The organism is Streptomyces coacervatus, assembly GCF_029223485.1.
In the GTDB taxonomy this organism is placed as follows: Bacteria; Actinomycetota; Actinomycetes; order Streptomycetales; family Streptomycetaceae; genus Streptomyces; species Streptomyces coacervatus.
In genome coordinates this window covers 332,455-355,283 of the sequence record NZ_JARHTP010000002.1, presented here as the reverse complement: position 1 = coordinate 355,283, position 22,829 = coordinate 332,455, and the positions used below count along the sequence as shown (strand labels likewise).

Below are 22,829 nucleotides of genomic sequence, written 5' to 3'. Positions count from 1 at the left end.
TCGAAGCTCTGGAAGGTGCAGCGCCGTTCAGGCCGCACCGCCGGGCAGCCACAGGTCGGGTCCGAACACCTCGTAGCGGATGCGTCGTGCCGGAACTCCGGCGCCGAGCAGCTGGGCGCGCACCTCGCGCATGAAGGGCAGCGGGCCGCACAGGAACACCATCGCGCCGTCGGGGAGTTCGACCCCGGAGAGGTCCATCAGGCCTTCGTGGGCGCCGGGTTCTTCCGCTCCGGGACGCTCGTACCAGAAGACGGCGCGGGCGCCCGGCAGTTGCTCGACGAGCTCGTGCGTCTCGGTGCGCAGCGCGTGGTCGGCGGGGGAGCGGTCGGCGTGCAGGACCAGCACCGGGCGGGGCGAGGCATTGGCTTCGAGGTGGGCCAGGATGCCCGTCATGGGGGTGCAGCCGATGCCCGCCGAGACCAGCACGAGCGGACCTGCGGCGTCCGCCCGCTCGTCGAGGAAGACGTCACCGAAAGGTGCCGAGAGGGTCAGTCGGTCTCCTTCGCGGACCTGGGCGTGCAGCAGGTTCGAGACCTCGCCGTCCGGGTCACCGGCGGTGCCGGCGACCCGCTTGACGGTGATGCGCCGCAGCTCCCTGCCCGGGTCCGAGGACAGGCTGTACTGGCGCAACTGGTGCACCCCGTCGGCCATGCGCACCCGCACGCTCACGTACTGGCCCGCCCGCGTCCGCTGCGCCGGACGGCCGTCCGCCGGGCGGAGCAGGAAGGACACGACCTCCGGGGTTTCGGTGCGGCGCTCGACGACCGTCCACTGCCGCCAGATCCGGCCGGGCTCGACGCCCGCGTCCTGGTAGAGGCGCGCCTCCCGGCCGATCAGGGCACCGGCCATCAGCCAGTACACCTCGTCCCAGGCGGCCGCCACCTCCGGGGTGACGGCGTCGCCGAGGGTCTCGGCTATGGCACCGAAGAGGTACTTGTGCACGATCGTGTACTGGTCGTCGGTGACCCCGACGGCCGCGTGCTTGTGCGCGATCCGGGCCAGCAGGGCGTCGGGCCGGGCATCCGGGTCCGCCAGCAGCGCGGTCGCGAACCCGGCGATCGAGCCGGCCAGTGCGCGCCGCTGGTCTCCGCTGGCCTGGTTGCCGCGGTTGAACATTCCGTCGAGCAGTTCCGGCCGGTCCCGGAACATCGCCCCGTAGAAGCGCGTCGTGATCTCGTCCAGTGCTCCGGCCACGGCGGGCAGAGTGGCACGTACCACGGCGGCGGATTCTGCGGACAGCATGGAGCCTCCCGGGCGGGGGGAATGGGATGCGAAGGGCACCGCGTCGAATGCGCGGCGACCCTCTGTGTAGCAGTCGGCCTCCCGTGTTTCGGTGCTGTTTCCGGGCGTTGGGCCGAAGAGGGGCCGCATGGCCCCATAGGTTCGGGAACTCCGGCCCCATGGCCCGTCCGGACCGTGGGCCGTACGGCGCCGTGGAGACGTCCCTCCGGCCCTGTCCGCCGCCGCGGGGTACGCGGCTGACGACCCACGTGCGACCACGGCCCTTCGCAGGGCCGTCCCCTTGGCGCGGACGCCGTTTCCGGTGGGGACGAGGGAACCCCTTGCGGATGCCGTGCCCGGCGTCAGCGCCCAACTCAATGATCACTCCGTGGCCATGGGTGGAAGAGGGGCGACCGGATCTGTCCGAGGGACGTTCGGATCGTTGCTGCGCAGGGACCTCGGGGGAGGCTGGCAAGGGTGCGAGGCGCAGGGGGTAGGAGGGTGACCGCTCCGCGGCGAGGGGCGGCGCCAGGTGTCACTGCGCGCGTGACGAGGCGCCGCCTGCCCGGTGTCGTATGACAGGGTCGGCCCTTGCCGCCGTCTTCCGGAATCAGCCGCAGCGCCCTGCCCGAGGACGTCGCCCGTCCGCGAGGGACCGCATGCTCTCCCGGTGTACGGCCGCGTCGATCGGCCGTGCAGCCGCTGCTCCACCGGTACTCAACTCCGGTGGTTTAGGCCGGACTCCGCGTCATGAGGGAGCCTTGCGCCGGTGGCACGCGCACGATGAGGATCCTGGTCGTGCCGGGCAAGTCCGCCGGTTCGGGATCACCCCGGTCATCGCCCGGCGCGGCACCGAGCACGCCTCGGTGTTCACCGCTGGGTGGTGGAGGGCACGCTCGCGCCGCTGCACTGGTTTCGCCGCTGCGCAGTCATCTGCCCCGGTGTCGGGTTATCGAGCCGTGAGGACATGCGCCCACGGCTCATCGATCTCGGCCAGACCCAGCACGGCGACCACGTTGTCGAGCATTCCGGCGCCGAACCAGTGCCGCACGGCGTCGTCGTCGCCGAGCAGCTGCCGAACGGCGTCCACCTGCTTGGCGTAGCACCGACGCACGGCCTGCCCTACCAGCGGCTCGCCGGCGGCACAGTTCGCGTGCATGAGGAAACGCAGGATGTTCCGGTCCGCGACGAGCGCGGCGTAGGCGCCGCGCGCCGCGTCCAACGCCTCCTCGGGCGTCGGCCCGGCCCCGCCCGGCGCCGGCGAGTGAGCGACCAGCGTGTCGGTCATCACGACCGACACATGGTCGACCACCGCCGCGAACAGCGCTTCCTTGTTCGGGTACAGGCGATACAGATACGGCTGAGAGATGCCGACCCACTCGGCGATCTCGTGTGTCGTCGTACCGTAGAAACCTTTTTGCGCGAAGCAGTCGACCGCGGCGGCCATGATGGTCCGACGTCGTTCGTCGCTCTTCGTGCTCGTACCGGCGGCAGGCATGGGCGTCAGTCAAACACGGCTCCCCTCAGCCGCCAAAAGTCACGCTGAGGTCAGCGTCGGACGGCACGTCGTGGGGTGTGAGTGCCTCGATCGCCACCAGCGGGTTCCAGTAGTCCAGGTAGTGGGTGATGAGCCCGTCGTCATCGGTCCGCAGGACGGAGATGCACGTCTGCTCGTACGGCTTGCCGGTCGGCAGCGCAGTGCCCGTGGAGCGGAATTCGGCGATCACCAGACTCGGATCGACCGTCTCGTGGAAAACCAGGTCGACGAACTCCACGTCGAAGGTCTCGGGAAAGTTGCTCATGTGCGCGAACAGTGCGTCTCGTCCTGTTACCCGGCTGGGCACACCGGCCGGCGCATACGGGAACTCGAGCACCGCGTCCGGGGCGAACAGTGCCACCCATTCCTCGACGAGCCCGGCGGCGGTCAGGCGCAGGTGCTCGGCCAGGGCGTGCTGGGCAGGGGTGCGGCGGTTGGCGCCGTCTTCCTTGGCTGTCATCTTCACTCCTACGTTAGTGGTCGACCTATAACGTACCACGCGCGGCCCGGTACCAGGAGGAAGCAGTGGGGAGACGGGGTATTCGCCGGAGTTCCGGCCCACCTCCTGCCCGAAGGGCGTCAGTGAGGGCTGACGCCACTGCTGCTGATTTCGCCAGGACCGCTCAGGTCGGCGGTCCTACGGGTCTCCTCCCGGCCGGAATGCCGCCAAGGACGGGCAACTCGACGTACTCGGGGTGCGGACCACATGCCTGAGTACGGTGCCGAACAGCCACGGCATGCCGCGGACGCGCTCGTCGACCGGAACGATCCTCGGGGCGCCCAGCTCGAGCCGTTCGCCGCCCAGCCGCATCCGGCAGCGCCCTGCGGCCCGGATGTTCTTCCGACGACCGGACCTTTCCGGGCAGTTCGGTCGGGCGGACAAGGCCTCTCGTGAGGAGCGGCGCGCTCCCCTCAGGCGCTCGCTGCGCATCCATCGACAGGGGCCGAATGGGGATCCGGCCAGGGGACCAACGGGTCCGTGCCGGGACCACTGGCCGCTCACCACGGGCCCGGTGGCGCAGAAGGATCGATCACGGAGAGACCGAACCACAGCCACCCGCACAAGGAGCACACCCATGTCCACCACCAGACGGAGCGGGGCAGGGTCCGCTCCCCGCGCGGCTGGGACTGCCCGCCGCGTCCGCCCTCGTGATCGGCAGCATCAGGGTGCCGTAGACGGTGGCGTCGCGCGGGACGGTTGCGGCCCTGTGCCGAACTGGACAGCCAGATCCTCGCCGGCTCCCTCATCCGTGGACTGCTCAAGAGCGATCTGCCGCTCGCCACCCCGCACAGCCTGGTCTGGAGCGCGCTGGACGCCGGGGCCATCTACCGGTTCCACCCGATGTTCGCCGCCGTGGCGCCCGTACCGATTCTCGACGGACCGGTCGGCACCCTCGAAGGCGGCGACATCCACGTTCTGGGCAACGGCGCCGTGATGGTCGGCATGGGGGAGCGGACCACCGCCCAGGCCGTGGAGAACCTGGCAGCCCGACTCTTCGCCGGCGGCAGCGCGAACCGGCTGATCGCGGTCCAACTCCCCGCCACCCGCGCCTACATGCACCTCGACACCGTACTGACGATGGTCGACCGCGACGCCTTCGTCATCTCCCCGGGCCTCGCCGACTCCCTGCGCTCCTGGACCCTCACGCCCAGCCAGGCGCACCCGTCCGGCTTCGACGTGGCGCCGAACCCGGACCTGGCGACCGCCCTGGCCCCCGGAGTGATCGTCGGCTACGAGCGCAACGTCACCACCAACACCTACCTGCGCAAGCAGGGCATCGAGATCGTCACCATCGCCGGCGCCGAACCCGGCCGCGGCCGGGGCGGACCCCGCTGCATGGGCTGCCCCGTCGAACGCGACCCGGTCGCCTGAGCCCACCCACGCGAGGAACCGCCATGACCATCGACCTCCGAGGACGCTCCTACCTCAGCGAACTCGACTTCACCGCACGCGAGATCCAGCACCTCCTCGACCTCGCCGCCGACCTCAAGACGGCCCGCCGCGCCGGCACCGAACGGCCCAGGCTGACCGGAAAGCACCTCGCGCTGATCTTCGAGAAGACCTCCACCCGCACCCGCTGCGCCTTCGAGGTCGCCGCCGCCGACCAGGGCGCCGCCACCACCTGCCTCGGCCCCGGCGACACCCACGTCGGCACCAAGGAGTCCATCGCCGACACCGCCCGCGTCCTCGGTCGAATGTTCGACGGCATCGAGTACCGAGGCTCCGCGCAGTCCCTCGTCACCGAACTCGCCGCCCACTCCGGCGTCCCCGTCTACAACGGCCTGACCGACACCGCGCACCCCACCCAGAGCCTGTGCGACGTCTTCACCATGCACGAGCACAGCCCCAAGCCCCTGCCCGACATCAGCTACTGCTACCTCGGCGACGCCCGCAACAACATGGGCAACTCCCTGCTGTCGATGGGCGCCCTGCTCGGCATGGACGTACGGATAGCCGCGCCCCGATCCTTGTGGCCCGAGGCGGCGCTCGTCACCGCCTGCCGTGCCCTCGCCGAGAGCAGCGGAGCACGCATCACCCTCACCGAGGACGTCGAGACCGCCGTACGCGGCGCCGACTTCCTGCACACCGATGTCTGGGTCTCCATGGGCGAGCCCGCCGCGGCCTGGCGTGAGCGCATCGAGCTGCTGATGCCCTACCAGGTCACCGACAAGACCCTGGCCGCGACCGGCAACCCGGACGTGAAGTTCATGCACTGCCTGCCGTCCCTGCACGACGACCGGACCGCGCTCGGCCGCTCCCTGCTCGACCTCTACGGCCTGAGCGCGCTCGAAGTCACCGACGACGTCTTCTCCTCACCCGCCTCCCTCGTCTTCGACCAGGCGGAGAACCGGCTGCACACCATCAAGGCCGTCCTCGTGGCCACCCTGGAGGACTGAACCATGCGCATCGTCATCGCCCTCGGCGGCAACGCCCTGCTGCACCGCGGCGAACGCCCCGACGCCGACGTCCAGTTGGCGAACATCGACCGGGTCACCACCGCGATGGCCGCACTCGCCCACGAACACGAAGTCGTCCTCACCCACGGCAACGGCCCGCAGATCGGACTGCTCGCCCTGGAGAGCGCCTCCGACCCCGCCCTGAGCGCCCCCTACCCGCTCGACCTGCTCGGCGCCCAGACCCAGGGCATGATCGGCTCCCTGCTGGTGCGCTCCCTGCACGACACACTGCCCGGACGCCCGATCGCCGCGCTCGTCACCCACACACTCGTACGGGCCGACGATCCCGCCTTCCGGCACCCGACGAAGTACGTCGGCCAGGTCTACCCCCTGGACGTGGCCCGCTCGCTCGCGTGTCAGCGCGGCTGGCGCATCGCGCAGGACACCACCGGGTGGCGGCGCGTCGTCGCCTCCCCGGTACCCGAGCGCATCGTGGAGACCGACACGATCCACGAACTCCTCAGCAGTGGCACGCTGGTGATCTGCGCCGGCGGCGGAGGCATCCCCGTCACCGCCGACCAGAACACCGGCGCTCTCAGCGGTGTCGAGGCCGTCGTCGACAAGGACCTGACGGCCGCCCTGCTCGCCGAGGACCTCAAGGCAGACTTCCTGCTCATCCTCACCGATGTGCCGAACGTCTACGCCGAATTCGGCACCCCCGGGCAGCGGCCCGTCCTCGACGCCACCCCCGCCGAGCTGCGCCGGGTCGGCCTGCCCGCCGGTTCGATGGGGCCCAAGGCCGAGGCGGCCGCCCGGTTCGTCGAGCGCACCGGGGGCCTGGCCGCGATCGGTGCCCTGGATGCGGCGTACGAGATCGTGCACGGCCGGTCGGGCACGCTCGTCCGGCCCGCCCTGCCCGCAGCCTGAGCAGCGCCCGAGGCCCTGAACCGGTGTCAGGCACCCGCGGTGCGTGGGCCGATCGGTCCCCGGCAGGGACTTGAGGCCCCTCCTGACTCACCCGCGCCGCCCGGAAACTGGCAGGGCATCCCCGAAGGAGGTCCGCACATGCCCACCATCACCGTCGGCCTCGACGGCTCACCGCAGAGTGTCGCCGCCGCCGACTGGGCCGCCCGCGAGGCAGAGCAGCGCGAGGCAGCCCTGTGTCTGCTGCACGCCTGGGAACCGCCGCCTCACGTGACCGCGCCGCTCGCCGGTGTTCCCGCGCCGGGCGAGATCGACAGGGAGCAGGCATGGGCCCAGACCCTGCTGCACGAGACGCAGTCCCGGCTCGCACACCGCCACCCCGGTCTGCCCATCGGCACCCGGCAGACGGGGGACCGGCCCGCTTCGGCCCTGCTGGCCGCCGCCGACGAGTCCGATCTGCTGGTCCTCGGATCCCGGGGCCTGGGCACGGTCGCCGGGTTCCTGGTCGGCTCCGTCTGCCGCGCCGTCGTGGCCCGGTCCACGCGGCCCGTCGTTCTCGTCCGGGCCGGCGAGCGCGCCCAGGACGAGCATCTGCCGGACGCCTCGGGCGGTACGTCCACCACCACCCCGTACCGCGATGTGCTGCTGGGACTGGACCTGGACAACCCCGGCGACGCGGTCATCGGCTTCGCGTTCGACGCGGCCCGGCGTCGTGCAAGCGGCCTGCGGGTGGTCCACGGCTGGAGCCTGCCGGCCTCCTACGGCTACGGCGCCGCCATGGACGTCGGGCTCAATGAGGAACTGGCCGAGCAGGTGCGGCACGCGCTGACCGACGTACTGCGGCCGTGGCGGGACAAGTTCCCCGGCGTCGAGGTGCGTGCGCAGGCCGTGATCGGCGGCGCCGGGCGTCATCTCGTGCACGCCTCACGCGATGCGTCACTGGTCGTCGTCGGCCGCAGTGAACGCCACACACCGGTCGGCGGCCACATCGGTCCCGTGGCCCACGCGGTGCTGCAGCGTGCCGCCGCGCCGGTCGCGGTGGTGCCGCACGACTGATCCCCCGCCGTTCGCCGGGGGATCGCCGCAGACCTGCTCTCGGCAGACCTCAGTAGAGGGAGGCGGGCCACGAGCAGGCCACAGCGGTGATCACGCCCACGTCCAGGAGGACACCGACGCTCCGCCACGGGTCGAACCAGGCGGCCTTGAGTACCAGGCCGCTCGACGCGGCGACGAGGGCGGCCATGGGCCACCAACCGGTGCCCGCCAGCACTCCGGCGCCGGCGACGGCGTACACCACAGCCCCCCACCAGCAGGGTGATCAGGACAGTTCCTCGGGCGTGTCGGGCTCGGTTCCGCCCATGTCGAGCCGGAAGGGCGGATAGGCGTCTGTCATCAGGGCGGCATAGGCGGCCACCCGCAGCACCCAACGGTTCAGCCCGAGGATCAGGTCGAACAGGGCCCGGGGGTACTTCTCGGTGAAGGCCAGGGTCACGGCGGCGATCACCGCCAGCACGGCGACCAGTCCGCCGTCCCACCAGCCGAAGCGGTAGCCGCCGAGGAAGAACCCGATGACGATGTAGTGCGGAATGGCCAGCAGCCACCACTTCACCAGCACCAGCCCCCGGGAGAGCCGCTCGGGGTAGGCGATGTCCAGCCGCGCGGGGTAGCCGGGCTCCTCGCCCAGGCTGAACGGCGGATACCGGTCCGTGCCCAGGGCACCGTACGAGTAGTACCCCACCCGCCAACTCCAGCGCAGCACGCCCAGATTGAAGTCGAACAGGGACCGTGGATAGCGCTCGGTGAACAGGATGCCGAAGAACGCGATCACGCTCACCACGGTGAAGGCGATCCAGAGGAAGAACAGCACCACGTAGTGCGGAATCACCAGGATCCACTTCACCAGCCACAGCCACCGGGACAGCGGCGTGTCGAGCACCGCGTTCACCCGCACAGGACGGTCAGGTGTTCCCGCCAGGGTCGTCATGGCGATCAGCTCCTTCGGCCCGTGGCGCCGTCGCGGCGACCTGGGCCCAAGTCCAGCGTGGTCGCGAAACCCCGGAGCCTGCGAGGGCCGTTGGGGTCGACCCGGGGGGCCGTCCGTCCCGGTCTCCGCGCCCGCCTCAACCGTCGGCCGGCCCGGCCTCCTCGGTGTCCGTGAGACGGATGCCGGTGACCAGGTCGGGCCGGATACGCACCGCGTAGTCCATGGTCTGCTCTACCCAGGGATGCAGCAGCTGCCGATAGCGGGCCAGCTCCTGCGGGTCGGTCACCAGCTGGGCGTAGCCGGTGGCCACCACGCTCCAGCCGAGGTGCGTGGCCGGGTCTATGGTGTCGGCCTCGTAGGCCACGACCACGCCCGCGGGCGCGGACTCGCGCGCGCGGGAGGTCAGGGCCGCGCCCTCATGGGTGCGGATGACGATGTCACCGTGGTCCAGGATGTGGTTGACCGGGCGGATGGTCGGCAGCGCGTGCCGGGTGAACACGATCCTCCCCACGGACACGCTGCCCAGCAGCCGCAGGGCCTCGCCGCTGTCGAGCTCGATGCTCCGGCGCGGCCCGACGGCGACCGGCTGGCTGTTGTCGAGGCGCATGGCGGGTTTCCGAACGGGTTGGCGGCTCATTGCTGACCGTCATTGGAACCGCACTGCCACACCAGCGGTAAGGGCCGTTCGGCCCTCTTCCGCGTCCGGTCGGCCCTGAGAGCGGAGCGTCGCACGCATCACCGCAGAGGCGGGCGGACAGAAGAGAAGCGACGGTGGGCCGAACCGGTACCGGAGCAAGGAGGAAGGCACCGGGATCGGGGCCGACCGGCCCTGGTCCCTCGGGCGGTGAGGGGCGACCATCTCGAAAACCGGCGCCGGCAATCCGGCGCGGAGCGCAGGACAAGGAGCATCCGATGGCGGACGGCGAGCGGCCCGGCCCCGACGGCCCGATCCGGGTCTTCCTGCTGGACGACCACGAGGTGGTGCGCCGCGGGGTGCGCGACCTCCTCGACGACGAACCGGACATCAGCGTGGTCGGTGAGGCCTCCACCGCCGAGCAGGCCATGGTCCGTGTACCGGCACTGCGCCCGCAGGTGGCGGTGCTCGATGTGCGGCTGCCCGACGGCGACGGCGTGACGGTCTGCCGGGAGCTGCGCTCGCTCCTGCCCGACCTGGCCTGCCTCATGCTGACCTCGTTCGACGACGAGGAGGCCCTGCTGGACTCGATCATGGCAGGCGCGTCCGGGTACGTCCTCAAGCAGATCCAGGGCACGGACCTGGTGTCCGCCGTGCGCACGGTCGCCGCGGGCCAGTCCCTGCTCGATCCGAGCGCCACGACCAGGCTGATGGCCCGTCTGCGCGGCGCGCAGCAGCAGGAGGAGAAACCGGACCCGCTGCCGGGCCTGACCGACCGGGAGCGGGAGATCCTCGCCCTCATCGGCGAAGGCCTCACCAACCGACAGATCGGCGGGCGGCTGTTCCTCGCCGAGAAGACGGTGAAGAACCACATCTCCCGCCTGCTGGCCAAGCTCGGCGTGGAACGGCGCATCCAGGCCGCCGTCATCGCCACCCAGGCTCAGGACCGGCTGCGGCAGGAAGGCCACTGACCCAGGGCCGAACGTCCCCGGCTCGCCCCCGTCCAGCCCAAGCCCCGCCCGGCCCGCCGTCAGCAGGCTGGCGGCAGACCCCGGACAGAGCCGGGCATCGATCGGGAGGGCGACGGACATGAGCGTACGCGTGGGCATCAACGGCTTCGGCCGCATCGGCCGCAACTACCTGCGCTGTGTGCTGGAGCGGGCCGAGAGCGGCACCGGCACACCCGTCGAGGTCGTGGCGGTCAACGACATCACCTCGCCGGCGGCGCTGGCCCATCTGCTGGAGTACGACTCCACGTACGGCCGGCTGCACCGCACCGTCGAACACGACGACGGCTCCCTGACGGTCGACGGCCACCGCGTCGCCGTGACCGCCGAACGCGACCCGGCCGCCCTCGCCTGGCAAGAGCACGGCGTGGACGTCGTCATCGAGTCCACCGGCCGCTTCCGCACCCGCGAGCAGGCCGGAGCGCACCTGAAGGCGGGCGCCCGCAAGGTGCTGCTGTCCGTGCCGGGCAAGGACGTCGACGCCACCCTCGTGATGGGCGTCAACGAAGGCAGCTACGACCCGGACAACGACCACGTCGTCTCCAACGCCTCCTGCACCACCAACTGCGTGGCCCCCATGGTGAAGGTGCTCGACGAGCACTTCGGCATCGTCAAGGGACTGATGACCACCATCCACGGCTACACCAACGACCAGGTGGTCCTGGACGGCCCGCACAAGGACCTGCGCCGCGGCCGCAGCGCCGCCGTCAACATCATCCCCACCAGCACCGGAGCCGCACGGGCCGTCGGCCTCGTCCTGCCGGAGCTGGCCGGCACCCTCGACGGCATCGCCGTACGCGTGCCCGTGGAGGACGGCTCGCTGACCGACCTGAGCGTGCTCCTCGAACGGGAGGCGACCGCGGACCAGATCAACGCCGCATACCGGGAGGCCGCCGACGGGCCGCTGAAGGGCATCCTGCGGGTCTCGGACGCACCGATCGTCTCCCGCGACGTCGTCGGCGACCCCGCATCCTGCGTCCTGGACGCCCCGCTGACCCAGGCCAACGGGGAACTGGTCAAGGTCTTCGGCTGGTACGACAACGAATGGGGCTACACCAACCGCCTCCTCGACCTGAGCGAGTACGTCGCCGCCCGCCTGCCCCACGCCTGACCGGCGACGGAGCTCCGCAAGCTCGGCCGATCCCGTACCGCCCCCTGCCCTGCACCGTTACCGTGGCACATGACCAGTGCTGGCGGCCGTCGGTATGGCAAGGGGAGCTGGAGGATCACCGGTGGGAAGCCCTGAGGAGTCCCGGGCGGCGCGCGTACGGCTGCCGCAGCTGAGGCTGGACGAGCTCCTGGAGGAGCTGCAGGCCCGCCTGGACGCGGCGCGCGGGACACGTGACCGGGTGCACAGCCTCCTGGAGGCCGTGCTCTCGGTGGGCCGGGAGCTCGACCTGGAGCAGGCACTGCGCAGCATCGTGGAGGCCGCGGCGACGCTGGTCGACGCGGAGTTCGCCGCCCTCGGCGTGATCGGACCGGACGGCAAGCGACTGTCGGCCTTCCACACAGTCGGGGTCACCGAGGAGCAGATCGCCAGGATCGGCCCGTTCCCCGAGGGCCACGGCATCCTCGGGGAGCTCATCCGCCACCCCGAGCCGCTGCGGCTGGCCAAGATCTCCCAGCATCCCGCGTCGTACGGCTTCCCGGCCCACCATCCGCCGATGAACACCTTCCTCGGGGTTCCCATCCGGGTGCGCGACCAGGTCTTCGGCAATCTCTACCTGACCGAGAAACGCGGCGGGGTGCAGTTCGACGAGGAAGACGAGTCGGTCCTGGCGACGCTGGCCGTGGCGGCCGGTGTCGCCATCGACAACGCCCGCTTGTACGAGGAGTCCCGGCTGCGCGAGCGCTGGCTGCAGGCGAACGCGGAGATCGCCCACAACCTGATGTCCGGCCGTGCGCGCACCGATGTCCTCCGCCTCATCGCCGAGCGGGCCTCGGAGATCACCGGATCGGCGCTGGCAGCGGTCGCGCTGCCCATGGAGGACACCGCCTCGCTCGCCGTGGAGATCGCCGTCGGGATGGACGCCGAGGCGCATCGGGGCCTGGTGCTGCCCCTGGACCGGAGCCTGATGGGGCTGGCGTTCTCCGAGGCCGCCGTGGTCACCAGCGCGGATGCCGCTCACGACGAACGGATCTCGCCGGAGCCTGTTCGCTTCGAGGGACTCGGCCCCGCCGTGGCGGCGCCGATCGGCACGGGCGATGCGGGGGCGCGGGGCGTGGTCCTGCTGGCCCGCAAAGCCGGTCACCCGCTGTTCACGGAGACGGAGACCGTGCCCCTGCTGGCCTTCGCCGCGCAGGCCGCCGTCGCGATGGAACTGGCCGAACGCCGCCAGGACGCCGAGCAGATCGCGGTCCTCAAGGACCGGGACCGGATCGCCCGGGATCTGCACGACCTGGCGATCCAACGGCTGTTCGCCACCGGTATGACGCTGCAGAGCGCGGGCCGCTTCATCGAGCACCAGGAGGCCGCCGAACGCGTGGTGCGGGCCGTCGACGACCTGGACGAGACCATCAAGATCATCAGGTCGACGATCTTCGGCCTGCGGGCGCGCGAGGGCGGCGCCGGAACCGGGCTGCGGGCACGCGTGGTGTGCGTGGTCGGCGAGGCGGCCCCGGTGCTGGGCTTCGCACCCAGCGTGCGGATGGAAGGCCTGCTGGACACCGATGTGCCGCAGGATGTCGCCGACCATGTCGAAGCCGTCCTCTCCGAGGCCCTGACCAACATCGCCCGGCACGCCGGGGCCGACCGCACGGACGTCGTCCTGGAGACGGACGGCCGTGAAGTCCGGCTGACGGTGACGGACAACGGCGTGGGAATTCCGCCCGGGGGCCGCCGCAGCGGTCTGCGCAACATGGCCGAACGGGCCGAGCAGCTGGGCGGAGCGCTGGAGTTCGGCAGTGGGCCCGCGGGCGGCACCGTGCTGGTGTGGCACGTACCGCTGCCCCGGGGATAGCCGCCCGCATCTCCTCGTGCCGACCGCCTCCTGACGTCAGCCCACCAGGCCCTGCCACAGGGGCCCTTCGGCCTCTGCTCCCCTCCCCGCCGCGCGGGTGAGGCTGGTGGGGCCGGACCGGGAGGACGGCACACAGGAGGTGACATGGACGCTTCCACCGCGGCCTCGGCCACCGCGCTGCGCGCCGCGCACGAGCGATTCGTGACCGCGCCCGAAGCACCGCCGGGCGTGCGCAGCCTGGTGGCCGACTCATGGCGGCGCTGTGCCGCCTCCGCCGTACGAGCCGACGGCGGCCGGCTGCCGTCCCTGCGCACCACATCCGAGGAACTGGCCGCCTACCGCCGTACCCACCCGCTGGCCCGCGTACTGCCCCTGTTCCGGGAGCTGTTGGGGACCGGCGCCGCCGACGACGGGCACGTCTTCGCGGCGGGGGACGTGGACGGGACCCTGCTGTGGGTCGAGGGGGATTCCGCGGCCATGGCGCGCGCCGAGGCCATGCACTTCGCCGAGGGCGCCATGTGGTCCGAGGCGCAGGCGGGCACGAACGCCCCAGGCACCGCACTGGAGTTGGCGCACCCCGTCCAGATCGTGACCGGCGAACACTACAGCTGCGCCGTGCACGCCTGGTCCTGTGCCGCCGCCCCGGTCCGCGACCCCGCCACCGGCCGCATCCTCGGCGTCGTCGACCTCTCCGGCGGCACCACCATCGCCACACCGCCCGCCCTGGCCGCGGTGCGGGCGGCGGCCCTGGCGGCCGAGGCGGAACTCGCCCGCACCCTGCCCGCCCCCGACGCACCCCCTCCCGGAGGCGTCCTGCGGCTGGCCGCGCTGGGCCGGGACAGTGCCCAACTCACCTATGGCGGGCTCGTCCACCGGCTCAGTCCACGGCACAGCGACATCGTGGTGGCGCTCGCCCTGGAGGGGCATGGCGTGCACGGAGACCGGCTCGCCGTCGACCTGTCGGAGCGGGAGGTGCCCGCCTCGACGCTGCGCGCCGAGATGACCCGGCTGCGCGCCGCGCTCGGCCCCGGCCTGCTCGGCTCACGGCCGTACGCGCTGCTGCGCCCGGTGCGCACCGACTTCGGCGACGTAGCGTCCCTGCTCGCCGAGGGACGGGTGAACCAGGCACTGGCCCGCTACCCCGGCCCGCTGCTGCCGCGCTCCGACGCGCCGGTCGTGGTGGAGCAACGGCAGTCCCTGGAACAGCAGTTGCGCGGCGCCGTCCTCGCCGGACCGGACGCCGGGCCGCTGCGCCGCTGGGTGGACGCCGCCTGGGGGTCCGAGGACGCCGACGCATGGCTGGCGCTCGCCCACCGCCTGCCCGGCGGTTCGGCGCAGCGCGCGGCAGCGGCCGCCCGGGCGCATGCCCTGGACGCCGCGATGGTGATTCCACCGCAGGTCGGACGGCATGCAGCGGTGTTGCAGCGTTCCCGTTCCTAGCGTGCTGAGCATCAAAGCGATCGCCGTGATCGCACCGAATCCGCATCCGATCGCCATCGACCGGATCGTCATCGATGGAAGGGGAAGGTCATGAAGTACGAGTCGCCGGGCAGGCCCGGCAGTCCGGTCGACGTGGCACCCCGCTACGAGAACTTCATCGGCGGCAAGTGGCAGGCCCCCACCACGGGTGAGTACACGCCCAACCTGTGCCCCGCCACCGCCAAGCCCATCTGCGAGGTCCCGAAGTCCGGGGCCGAGGACATCGAACTTGCCCTCGACGCCGCCCACGCCGCCAAGGACAAGTGGGCCGAGGCATCCACCGCCCAGCGCGCCGCGGTGCTGGGCAAGGTCGCGGATGCCATCGAAGCCCACCGCGAGGAACTCGCGGTCGCGGAGAGCTGGGACAACGGCAAGCCGGTGCGCGAGACCCTCGCCGCCGACATCCCCCTTGCAGCCGACCACTTCCGCTACTTCGCGGCGGCGATCCGCGCCGAGGAGAGCTCGATCACCGAGATCGACAAGGACCTGATCGCCTACCACTTCCACGAGCCGCTGGGCGTGGTCGGCCAGATCATCCCGTTCAACTTCCCGCTGCTGATGGCCGCGTGGAAGCTGGCCCCCGCGCTCGCCGCCGGCAACGCCACGGTGATCAAGCCGGCCTCCCCGACCCCGTGGTCGATCCTGAAGCTGATGGAGGTCGTCGGCGACCTGCTGCCGCCCGGCGTCCTCAACGTCGTCAACGGCCCCGGCGCCGACATCGGCAAGGCCCTCGCCACCAACAAGCGCATCGCCAAGGTCGCCTTCACCGGCGAGACCACCACCGGCCGCCTGATCATGCAGTACGCGGCCCAGAACATCATCCCGGTCACCCTGGAACTGGGCGGCAAGTCGCCGAACATCTTCTTCGACGACGTGGCCGCGAAGGACGACGACTTCCTCAACAAGGCCGTCGAGGGACTCGTCCTGTACGCGTTCAACAAGGGTGAGGTCTGCACCTGCCCCTCGCGCGCACTGATCCAGGAGGACATCTACGAGGAGTTCATGGGCCGCTGCCTGGAGCGGATCCGCGCCATCAAGCAGGGCGACCCGCTGGACACCGCCACCATGATCGGCCCGCAGGTCTCCAGGCAGCAGGTCGAGAAGATCGCGTCGTACGTCGAGATCGGTCTGAAGGAGGGCGCCGAACTCCTGGTCGGCGGCCACCGGCCCACGCTCGACGGGGAGTTCAAGGACGGCTACTTCTACGAGCCGACCGTCCTCAAGGGCCACAACAAGATGCGGGTCTTCCAGGAGGAGATCTTCGGACCCGTCCTCGCGGTCACCACGTTCAAGGACGAGGCGGAAGCACTGCAGATCGCCAACGACACGCTGTACGGCCTCGGCGCCGGCGTGTGGAGCCGCGACACCGGCCGCACCTACCGGATGGGCCGCGCGATCAAGGCCGGCCGCGTCTGGACGAACTGCTACCACCAGTACCCCGCGGGTGCCGCGTTCGGTGGCTACAAGGTCTCCGGTATCGGCCGCGAGACGCACAAGATGATGCTCGAGCACTACAGCCAGACCAAGAACCTCCTGGTCAGCTACAGCGACAAGCCGCTCGGGCTGTTCTAGGAGGAATGCGACGACATGCCCGAGAAGGCCGAGAACCACGCCGCCGCGGGCGTCACCGCCACGCAGGCGGCGCGCAAGGCCATCGCGGCCCTGTGCGCCGCCCGGGGCGGGCCGGTGATGTTCGTCCAGTCGGGCGGCTGCTGCGACGGCAGCGACCCGATGTGCTTCCCCGGCGGCGAATTCGCCCTGGGAGACGGCGACCTGCTCGTCGGAGTGGTGGAGGGCTGCACCTTCCACACGGACGCCGCCCAGTACGAGGCGCTCGGCCGCCCCTGCTACGTCCTGGACGTCGAAGAGGGCACACCGGGCGGATTCTCCCTCGCAGCCGGGAACGGGCTGCACTTCGTGACCCGGGTCAACGCGCCCGGCAACAAGACCAGTTGAGGAGCAGATCGATGAAGGCAGCAGTCGTCACCGACTTCGGCAAGCCCCTGGAGATCCAGGACCTGCCGACACCCCAGCCCGGCCCCGGCCAGGTGCTCGTGAAGATGGAGGCCTCCGGGCTCTGCCACACCGACATCCACGCCGCCCACGGCGACTGGCCCGTCAAGCCGCAGCCGCCGTTCATCCCCGGCCACGAGGGCATCGGCCCCGTGACGGCCGTCGGCCCCGGAGTCTCCGCCGACCTGGTCGGCAAGCGGGTCGCCGTCCCGTGGCTCGGCTCGTCCTGCGGCACCTGCCGCTACTGCGTCTCCGGCTGGGAGACCCTGTGCGAGAGCCAGGTCAACTCCGGCTACTCCGTGGACGGTTGCTACGCCGAGTACGCCGTCGCCGACGCGGGCGCGGTCGTCCAGGTGCCCGACGGCGTGTCGTCCTTCGACGCGGCACCCCTGACCTGCGCGGGCGTCACCACGTACAAGGCGATCAAGGTCGCGAAGGTGGTCCCGGCCGAGCGGGTCGCGGTCTTCGGCATCGGCGGCCTCGGGCACCTCGCGCTGCAGTACGCGCGCCTCGTCGGCGGCCTGGTCACCGCTGTCGACCTGGAACCCGACAAGCTGGGCCTGGCCCACCGGCTCGGCGCGGACCAGACCGTCAACGCCCGCACCCACGACCCGGTGAAGGAGATCAAGAAGGCCGGCGGGGCGGACGTCGCCGTCGTGCTCGCCGCCGCACCCCAGGCGTTCGAGCAGGCCTACAGGTCGCTCAACCGCGGCGGACGGCTCGTCATGGTCGCCCTGCCCGCCGACAACGCCGCGATCAATGTGCCGATCTTCGAGACCGTCCTCGGCGGCATCTCCGTCATCGGCTCCATCGTCGGCACCCGGCAGGACCTCTCCGAGGTGTTCGCGCTGCACGCGGCCGGACGCACCCAGGTCATCGCCGAAACGCGCCGCCTGGACCAGGTCAACGACTCCTTCGACGAGGTCCTCGGCGGACGGGCCGAAGCCCGGCTCGTCTTCGAGTTCTGAGGCACGGGAGATCCCCGCGGCCCCAGGGAGAGGCAGCAGATCATGGGAACCGTCACCGTAGGTGCCGTACAGGAGCGGGCGCCCGGCGAACGCCGTGTCGCCCTCGTCCCCGAGGCCGTCACCCTGCTCACCCGCGCCGGCATCGACGTCCTCGTCGAGACCGGAGCCGGCTCGGGCGCCTGGTTCGCCGACGCCGACTACACCGCGGCGGGCGCCACCGTCGTACCCCCGGACGAACTGTACGCACGCGCGGACGCCGTGCTGTGCGTGGGCCCGCCGGACGCGGAGGCCGCCGAGTCGCTGCGCTCCGGGCAGCTCCTGATCGGCCTGCTCGAACCGCTGCGCCACCCAGGCCTGGTCAAGGAACTGACCGAGCGCGGGATCCGAACGGTGAGCCTCGATCTGCTGCCGCGCACCCTCAGCCGCGCCCAGTCCATGGACGCGCTGACCTCCCAGGCCAACGTCGCCGGCTACAAGGCGGCCGTGCTCGCGGCCGACTCGTACGACCGGTTCTTCCCGATGCTGACCACCGCGGCGGGCACCATGCGCCCCGCGCAGGTCCTCGTCCTCGGCGCCGGAGTGGCCGGACTGCAGGCGATCGCCACAGCCCGCCGCCTCGGCGCCGTCGTCACCGCTTACGACGTACGCCCAGAATCACGAGAGGAGGTGGAATCGCTCGGCGCCCGATTCCTCGACATCCACCAACCGCCAGGCACCGGATCGGGCGCCGGACAGGGCGGCTACGCACGGGAGTTGACCGAGGCCGAGCAGCAGGCCCAGCGAGCTGCGCTGGATGCGCACATCGCCCGCACCGACATCGTGATCACCACGGCCCAAGTGCCGGGCCGCACACCGCCGTTGCTGGTCACCGCCGCCGCCGTCGAGGCCATGAAGCCCGGCTCGGTGGTCGTCGACCTCGCCGCGAGCGAACTCGGCGGAAACGTCGAGGGATCCGAACCCGACAAGACACAAGTCCTGGACAACGGCGTCACCGTCATCGGCGCCGGACGCCTGCCGTCCGCGATGGCGACCGCCGCGTCCACGGCCTACGCCCGCAACCTCGTCGCGCTCCTGCACCACCTCGTGCGCGACGGCGAACTCGTTCTCGACCCGGCCGACGAGATCACGGCCGCCCTCACGGGAGGAGCGTCATCATGAACAACCTCGATCTCCTCACCGCGATCACTGTCTTCGTGCTGAGCGTCCTGGTCGGCGTCGAGGTCATCAGCAAGGTCCCCGCGACCCTGCACACACCCCTGATGTCCGGCTCGAACTCCGTGCACGGCATCGTCGTCATCGGCGCGATGCTGATCGCGGCCGAGTCGCACACCTGGCTCGGCTACGTCCTCGCCTTCGCAGCCATGGTGTTCGGCGCCATGAACGTCGTCGGCGGATACGTCGTCACCGACCGGATGCTGGAGATGTTCAAGGCCAGGCCGGCCACCGGGAAGAGCACCTCCGACGCGCGCGAGAAGGCGGAGGTGTGAGTGCCATGGACAACGTCTCCAACGCCGTCCACTACATCTTCCTGACCACGGCCGCCTGCTTCGTCATCGGCCTGCACCTGATGAACCACCCGCGCACGGCCCGCCGCGGCAACACCGTGTCCGCCGGGGCGATGGCCGTCGCGATCGCCGCCACGGTGTGGCTGGTGGCCCACGAAGGCACGATCAGCACGACCGGCTGGCTGGTGCTCGCCTCGGGCGGCCTGATCGGCGCCGCGCTCGGGCTGTACGCCGCGCGCGAGGTCAAGATGACCGCCATGCCTCAACTGGTCAGCCTCTTCAATGCAGTTGGTGGCGGGGCGGCCGCCCTGATCGCGGTCAACGACCTGCTCCAGGCGGACCATCCGGCCGCCCTCGGCGCACGGGTCTCGCTCCCGGGTGCCCTGGACATCGTCATCGGCGCGGTCACCTTCTCCGGATCGCTGATCGCGGCCGGGAAGCTCCAGGGCGTCGTCTCGGGCGCGCCGGTGGCGTTCCCGGGAGCGCGTCTGCTGAACGTGCTGCTGCCCGCCTCCTTCGCCGCCGGCACGGTCTGGCTGGTGCTGGCCCCGGACTCGCTCGTCGCCCTGTACGGGCTCGTCGCCGTCGCCCTGCTCTTCGGCGTGACGATGGTGCTGCCCATCGGCGGCGCGGACATGCCGGTCGTCATCGCCCTGCTGAACGCCTTCACCGGATCCGCCGTCGCGATGGCCGGCTTCGTCCTCGACGAGACCGCGCTGATCATCGCGGGCATGCTGGTCAGCTCCTCGGGCGGCATCCTCACCAAACTGATGGCCGACGCCATGAACCGGTCGATCGCGAACATCGTGGTCGGCGGCTTCGGCACCGGGGACAGCGCTCCGGCCGCCGAAGAGGGAGCCCCCGCCCAGGTGAGGTCGGTCTCCGCGGACGACGTGGCGATCCAGCTGGCGTACGCGAGCAAGGTCATCTTCGTTCCCGGCTACGGCCTCGCCGCGGCCCAGGCACAGCACGAACTCGGCGACCTGGCCAAGATGCTGACCGACCACGGTGTCGACGTCAGTTACGCCGTCCACCCGGTCGCGGGCCGCATGCCCGGACACATGAACGTGCTCCTGGCCGAGGCCAACGTCCCCTACACCCGGCTGAAGGAGATGGACGAGGTCAACCCCGAGTTCCCGCAGGCGGACGTCGCCCTCGTCATCGGCGCCAACGACGTGACCAATCCGATCGCCCGCCGTCCCGGCAACGCGATCTCGGGCATGCCGATTCTCGACGTCGACAGGGCCAAGAGCGTCGTCGTCATCAAGCGCTCGATGGGCCACGGCTACGCCGGCATCGACAACGAGCTCTACACCGACCCGAAGACCGGCATGTTCTTCACCGACGCCAAGAAGGGACTGGCCGAACTCAAGGCAGCCGTGGGTGAGTTCGTCGGCTGACCCGCGGCCGGACGCACCGGGGCCGCCCTGCGGGGCGGCCCCGGCGTCATGCCCTGAGCGTGGGGATCAGGTCCGCGATCCGCTCCATCTGGTCGCGCAGGGAGCGCAGGCCCATGGCGGCCGGACGGCAGACCAGATGCCGGGCGCCTGCGGCCGTGTACCGCGCCAGGCCGTCGCGCACCTGGTCGGCCGTGCCGGTGACCACGGCCTGGATCTTCTCCAACTCCTCCAGCGGCATGCCGTAGTTGGCCCGCGCGTACTCGTCCAGGGCCCGGCGGCCGCGCTCGACGTCCTCGTCGACCCGTACGGTGACGAACAGCGCCGCGGTCACGTCCTCGGCGGCGCGGCCCGCATCCGCCGCAGCCTTGCGCACGTCCAGGATGCCGGCGGCGTAGTCGGCGGGATCGGGCGGGTAGGGCAGCCAGCCGTCGTACATCCGGCCGGTGCGGGCCAGCGCCGAGGGGGTCGCCCCGCCCAGCCAGACCGGTGGCCCGCCGGGGCGGTACGGCCTGGTCGCGGGCGGGATGTCGGCGTAGCGCAGGATCTCGCCGTGGAAGGATCCGGCGCCGCCCCACAGGGCCCGCCACAGGGCGACCGTCTCGTCCAGCCGGTCGAAGCGGCGCTCCCACGGCACCTCTGACAGCGTGTAGAAGGGCCGCCCGAAACGGCCGGGGAAGCCCGCGCCTACGGTCACCGTCAGCCGGCCGCCGGACAGCAGATCGAGCGAGGCCAGGGACTGCGCGGCCTGGATCGGGCGGCGCAGGAACGGCAGCAGGGCGGCGGTGCCCAGGGCCACCGTGTCGGTGACCGGGGCGAGCGCGGCCAGCATCGTCAGGGCCTCGATGCGCGGGCTGATCAGGGAGTCGTTGACGAAGAGCGAGGAGAACCCCGAGCGTTCCGCCCGACGCCCGAAGTCGATCAGCTCGCGGGGGTCGTCGGCCGCGTCCCACTGGGCGCTTCCGGTCGGAAGAAGAATGCCGATGTCCAAGCCGTTGTCCAGGCCGTTGTCCATGCCGATTTCCATGCCGTGATCCTCGCCACGGGTGCGAGCGGCGACAATTCCCCACAGGGAATGGCCGCAACGCCCCCGCGGCCGTTACAACAGGCCCGTGGACTTCCCCAGCGCGCTGCGCGAACGCCGTACCCGCCGCCGACTCAGCCAGCTCGAGCTGGCCCTGCGGGCGGGCACCACCCAACGGCACCTCAGCTTCATCGAATCCGGCAGATCCGCACCCGGCCGCTCCATGGTCGTGCGCCTGGCCGAGTCGCTCGAACTGCCGCTGCGCGAGCGCAACGAACTGCTGCTGGCCGCCGGGTACGCGCCCGTCTACCCCGAGAGCTCCCTCGACGACCCGGCGCTGGCCCCCGTGCGCACCGCGATCGACCACATCCTGCGCGGCCACCTGCCCTATCCGGCGCTGGTCGTGGACCGGGGCGGTGACCTGATCGCCGCGAACACCGCCTTCGGTCTCATCACCGAAGGCGCCGCCCCCGAACTGGTCGGCCCGGGCAGGAACGTCTACCGTCTCGCGCTGCACCCCGACGGTCTGGCTCCCCGTATCCGCAACCTCGCCGAATGGGCCCGGCACATCCTGGCCCGCCTCGGCCACCTGCCCGAGCTGCGCGCCGAACTCACCGGCTACGTCCCCGACCTGGAACCGTCGGACGCGCAACTAGGCTTCGCGGTCCCGCTCCGCCTCGCGTCCTCGTACGGGGAACTGCACCTGATGACGACCGTGACGACCTTCGCCACCGCCGTCGACGTGACCCTTGCGGAGCTGAAGCTGGAGGCCTTCCTCCCGGCCGACCCGGCGACGGCCGAGGCACTCTCGGCGGCCGCCGGGCAGACGATCCCCGCAGGTCACGTCCCCGGGAACATGTAGTCCGTCCTGATCCGACCCTCGTCGTCGAGGACGAGGATCTCCGAACCGCCCCCGACCACCTCCCCGGACTCGGCCGACACCGCCTCCCAGCCGAACCTGACCAGGCCCTGCAGACGCATGGCATCGGGACGGGCCCGGAAGGTGATTCCCTGCTTCGCCACGAACCGCTCATAGCTGCTCGCCACGCGGATCTCGATGGCGTCGTGGCCCTGCGCCTCCAGCGTCGGGTGCCGGAAGCCGAGGCCCGCGGCGCTCTCCCGTATCTCCACGGGCGGTTGGAGGACATGGGTGCCGTCCGCGGCCCAGAGCCGCTCGACGGCCGCACGGCGCTCGGCGGCGTCCGGCTCGGTCCACTGGGCCATGTAGCGGTCGGCCAGGTCCTGCGGGTCGATCTCGATCACTTACGTCTCCTCGCC

General features: G+C 71.3%; 22 protein-coding genes and 1 pseudogene. 15 read left to right on the top strand and 8 right to left on the bottom strand.

Annotated elements, in window-relative coordinates; translation table 11 throughout:
* Positions 1–27: 27 nt before the first annotated feature.
* From P2Q00_RS05330 to P2Q00_RS05320, 3 genes are all read right to left on the bottom strand, one after another.
* Positions 28–1,242: a globin domain-containing protein gene (locus P2Q00_RS05330; protein ID WP_275770057.1), complete on the bottom strand. Its 1,215-nt coding sequence runs from the start codon at positions 1,240–1,242 to the stop codon at positions 28–30.
* A gap of 928 nt (positions 1,243–2,170) precedes the next feature.
* Entirely contained in the window at positions 2,171–2,668 is a 498-nt protein-coding gene (locus tag P2Q00_RS05325; RefSeq protein WP_275770055.1) for a TetR/AcrR family transcriptional regulator, read from the bottom strand.
* A gap of 76 nt (positions 2,669–2,744) precedes the next feature.
* Positions 2,745–3,218 (bottom strand): nuclear transport factor 2 family protein, encoded by a 474-nt coding sequence (locus P2Q00_RS05320; RefSeq protein WP_275770054.1) that lies wholly within the window; start codon positions 3,216–3,218, stop codon positions 2,745–2,747.
* 747 nt (positions 3,219–3,965) lie between these two features.
* On the opposite strand from P2Q00_RS05320, the pseudogene P2Q00_RS05315 reads away from it, so the two are divergent.
* The 4 genes and pseudogenes from P2Q00_RS05315 to P2Q00_RS05300 all read left to right on the top strand — a co-directional run.
* Positions 3,966–4,631 (top strand): annotated as a pseudogene (locus tag P2Q00_RS05315) (arginine deiminase family protein); the annotation flags it as partial.
* A gap of 23 nt (positions 4,632–4,654) precedes the next feature.
* Positions 4,655–5,656: an ornithine carbamoyltransferase gene (gene argF, locus P2Q00_RS05310; protein ID WP_275770053.1), complete on the top strand. Its 1,002-nt coding sequence runs from the start codon at positions 4,655–4,657 to the stop codon at positions 5,654–5,656.
* A 3-nt stretch (positions 5,657–5,659) separates the two neighbouring features.
* Complete coding sequence (locus P2Q00_RS05305; RefSeq protein WP_275770051.1) at positions 5,660–6,583, top strand: carbamate kinase; 924 nt, start codon at positions 5,660–5,662, stop codon at positions 6,581–6,583.
* 138 nt (positions 6,584–6,721) lie between these two features.
* Complete coding sequence (locus tag P2Q00_RS05300) at positions 6,722–7,636, top strand: universal stress protein (RefSeq protein WP_275770049.1); 915 nt, start codon at positions 6,722–6,724, stop codon at positions 7,634–7,636.
* A 49-nt stretch (positions 7,637–7,685) separates the two neighbouring features.
* Here the strand turns inward: P2Q00_RS05300 and P2Q00_RS05295 are convergent, their stop codons facing one another.
* The 3 genes from P2Q00_RS05295 to P2Q00_RS05285 all read right to left on the bottom strand — a co-directional run bounded on the left by P2Q00_RS05295 (position 7,686) and on the right by P2Q00_RS05285 (position 9,171).
* Positions 7,686–7,877, bottom strand: coding sequence for a hypothetical protein (locus P2Q00_RS05295; protein WP_275770048.1), 192 nt, complete (start codon positions 7,875–7,877; stop codon positions 7,686–7,688).
* A gap of 21 nt (positions 7,878–7,898) precedes the next feature.
* Positions 7,899–8,564, bottom strand: coding sequence for a DUF4389 domain-containing protein (locus P2Q00_RS05290; RefSeq protein WP_275770046.1), 666 nt, complete (start codon positions 8,562–8,564; stop codon positions 7,899–7,901).
* A 136-nt stretch (positions 8,565–8,700) separates the two neighbouring features.
* Positions 8,701–9,171, bottom strand: a complete 471-nt coding sequence (locus tag P2Q00_RS05285) for a pyridoxamine 5'-phosphate oxidase family protein (RefSeq protein ID WP_275770044.1) — start codon at positions 9,169–9,171, stop codon at positions 8,701–8,703.
* 305 nt (positions 9,172–9,476) lie between these two features.
* On the opposite strand from P2Q00_RS05285, the gene P2Q00_RS05280 reads away from it, so the two are divergent.
* The 10 genes from P2Q00_RS05280 to P2Q00_RS05235 all read left to right on the top strand — a co-directional run bounded on the left by P2Q00_RS05280 (position 9,477) and on the right by P2Q00_RS05235 (position 20,530).
* A complete protein-coding gene (locus tag P2Q00_RS05280; protein WP_275770042.1) occupies positions 9,477–10,169 on the top strand; it encodes a response regulator in 693 nt (230 codons plus the stop codon).
* Between the two features lie 118 nt (positions 10,170–10,287).
* A complete protein-coding gene (gene gap, locus P2Q00_RS05275) occupies positions 10,288–11,316 on the top strand; it encodes a type I glyceraldehyde-3-phosphate dehydrogenase (protein ID WP_275770040.1) in 1,029 nt (342 codons plus the stop codon).
* A gap of 121 nt (positions 11,317–11,437) precedes the next feature.
* Positions 11,438–13,165 (top strand): GAF domain-containing sensor histidine kinase, encoded by a 1,728-nt coding sequence (locus P2Q00_RS05270; RefSeq protein WP_275770038.1) that lies wholly within the window; start codon positions 11,438–11,440, stop codon positions 13,163–13,165.
* Between the two features lie 144 nt (positions 13,166–13,309).
* Positions 13,310–14,605, top strand: a complete 1,296-nt coding sequence (locus P2Q00_RS05265) for a GAF domain-containing protein (protein ID WP_275770036.1) — start codon at positions 13,310–13,312, stop codon at positions 14,603–14,605.
* Positions 14,606–14,695: 90 nt separating this feature from the next.
* Positions 14,696–16,216 (top strand): aldehyde dehydrogenase family protein, encoded by a 1,521-nt coding sequence (locus P2Q00_RS05260; RefSeq protein WP_275770034.1) that lies wholly within the window; start codon positions 14,696–14,698, stop codon positions 16,214–16,216.
* Positions 16,217–16,231: 15 nt separating this feature from the next.
* Positions 16,232–16,600, top strand: coding sequence for a DUF779 domain-containing protein (locus P2Q00_RS05255; protein ID WP_275770032.1), 369 nt, complete (start codon positions 16,232–16,234; stop codon positions 16,598–16,600).
* Between the two features lie 11 nt (positions 16,601–16,611).
* Positions 16,612–17,625: a zinc-dependent alcohol dehydrogenase gene (locus tag P2Q00_RS05250; RefSeq protein WP_275770030.1), complete on the top strand. Its 1,014-nt coding sequence runs from the start codon at positions 16,612–16,614 to the stop codon at positions 17,623–17,625.
* Positions 17,626–17,667: 42 nt separating this feature from the next.
* On the top strand, positions 17,668–18,783 hold the full coding sequence (locus tag P2Q00_RS05245; RefSeq protein WP_275770028.1) for an NAD(P) transhydrogenase subunit alpha: 1,116 nt from the start codon (positions 17,668–17,670) through the stop codon (positions 18,781–18,783).
* On the top strand, positions 18,780–19,112 hold the full coding sequence (locus tag P2Q00_RS05240; RefSeq protein WP_275770026.1) for an NAD(P) transhydrogenase subunit alpha part 2: 333 nt from the start codon (positions 18,780–18,782) through the stop codon (positions 19,110–19,112). Before P2Q00_RS05245 ends, P2Q00_RS05240 begins: the two co-directional genes overlap by 4 nt.
* A 5-nt stretch (positions 19,113–19,117) precedes the next feature.
* On the top strand, positions 19,118–20,530 hold the full coding sequence (locus P2Q00_RS05235; RefSeq protein ID WP_275770024.1) for an NAD(P)(+) transhydrogenase (Re/Si-specific) subunit beta: 1,413 nt from the start codon (positions 19,118–19,120) through the stop codon (positions 20,528–20,530).
* A 46-nt stretch (positions 20,531–20,576) separates the two neighbouring features.
* Here P2Q00_RS05235 and P2Q00_RS05230 read toward each other — a convergent pair whose 3' ends face one another.
* Positions 20,577–21,554: an LLM class flavin-dependent oxidoreductase gene (locus P2Q00_RS05230; protein ID WP_275770022.1), complete on the bottom strand. Its 978-nt coding sequence runs from the start codon at positions 21,552–21,554 to the stop codon at positions 20,577–20,579.
* Between the two features lie 85 nt (positions 21,555–21,639).
* Between P2Q00_RS05230 and P2Q00_RS05225 the strand changes: the two genes are divergently transcribed.
* A complete protein-coding gene (locus P2Q00_RS05225) occupies positions 21,640–22,413 on the top strand; it encodes a helix-turn-helix domain-containing protein (RefSeq protein WP_275770020.1) in 774 nt (257 codons plus the stop codon).
* Here P2Q00_RS05225 and P2Q00_RS05220 read toward each other — a convergent pair.
* Complete coding sequence (locus tag P2Q00_RS05220) at positions 22,392–22,814, bottom strand: hypothetical protein (protein ID WP_275770018.1); 423 nt, start codon at positions 22,812–22,814, stop codon at positions 22,392–22,394. The two genes, P2Q00_RS05225 and P2Q00_RS05220, sit on opposite strands and share 22 nt — an antisense overlap.
* Positions 22,815–22,829 lie beyond the last annotated feature (15 nt).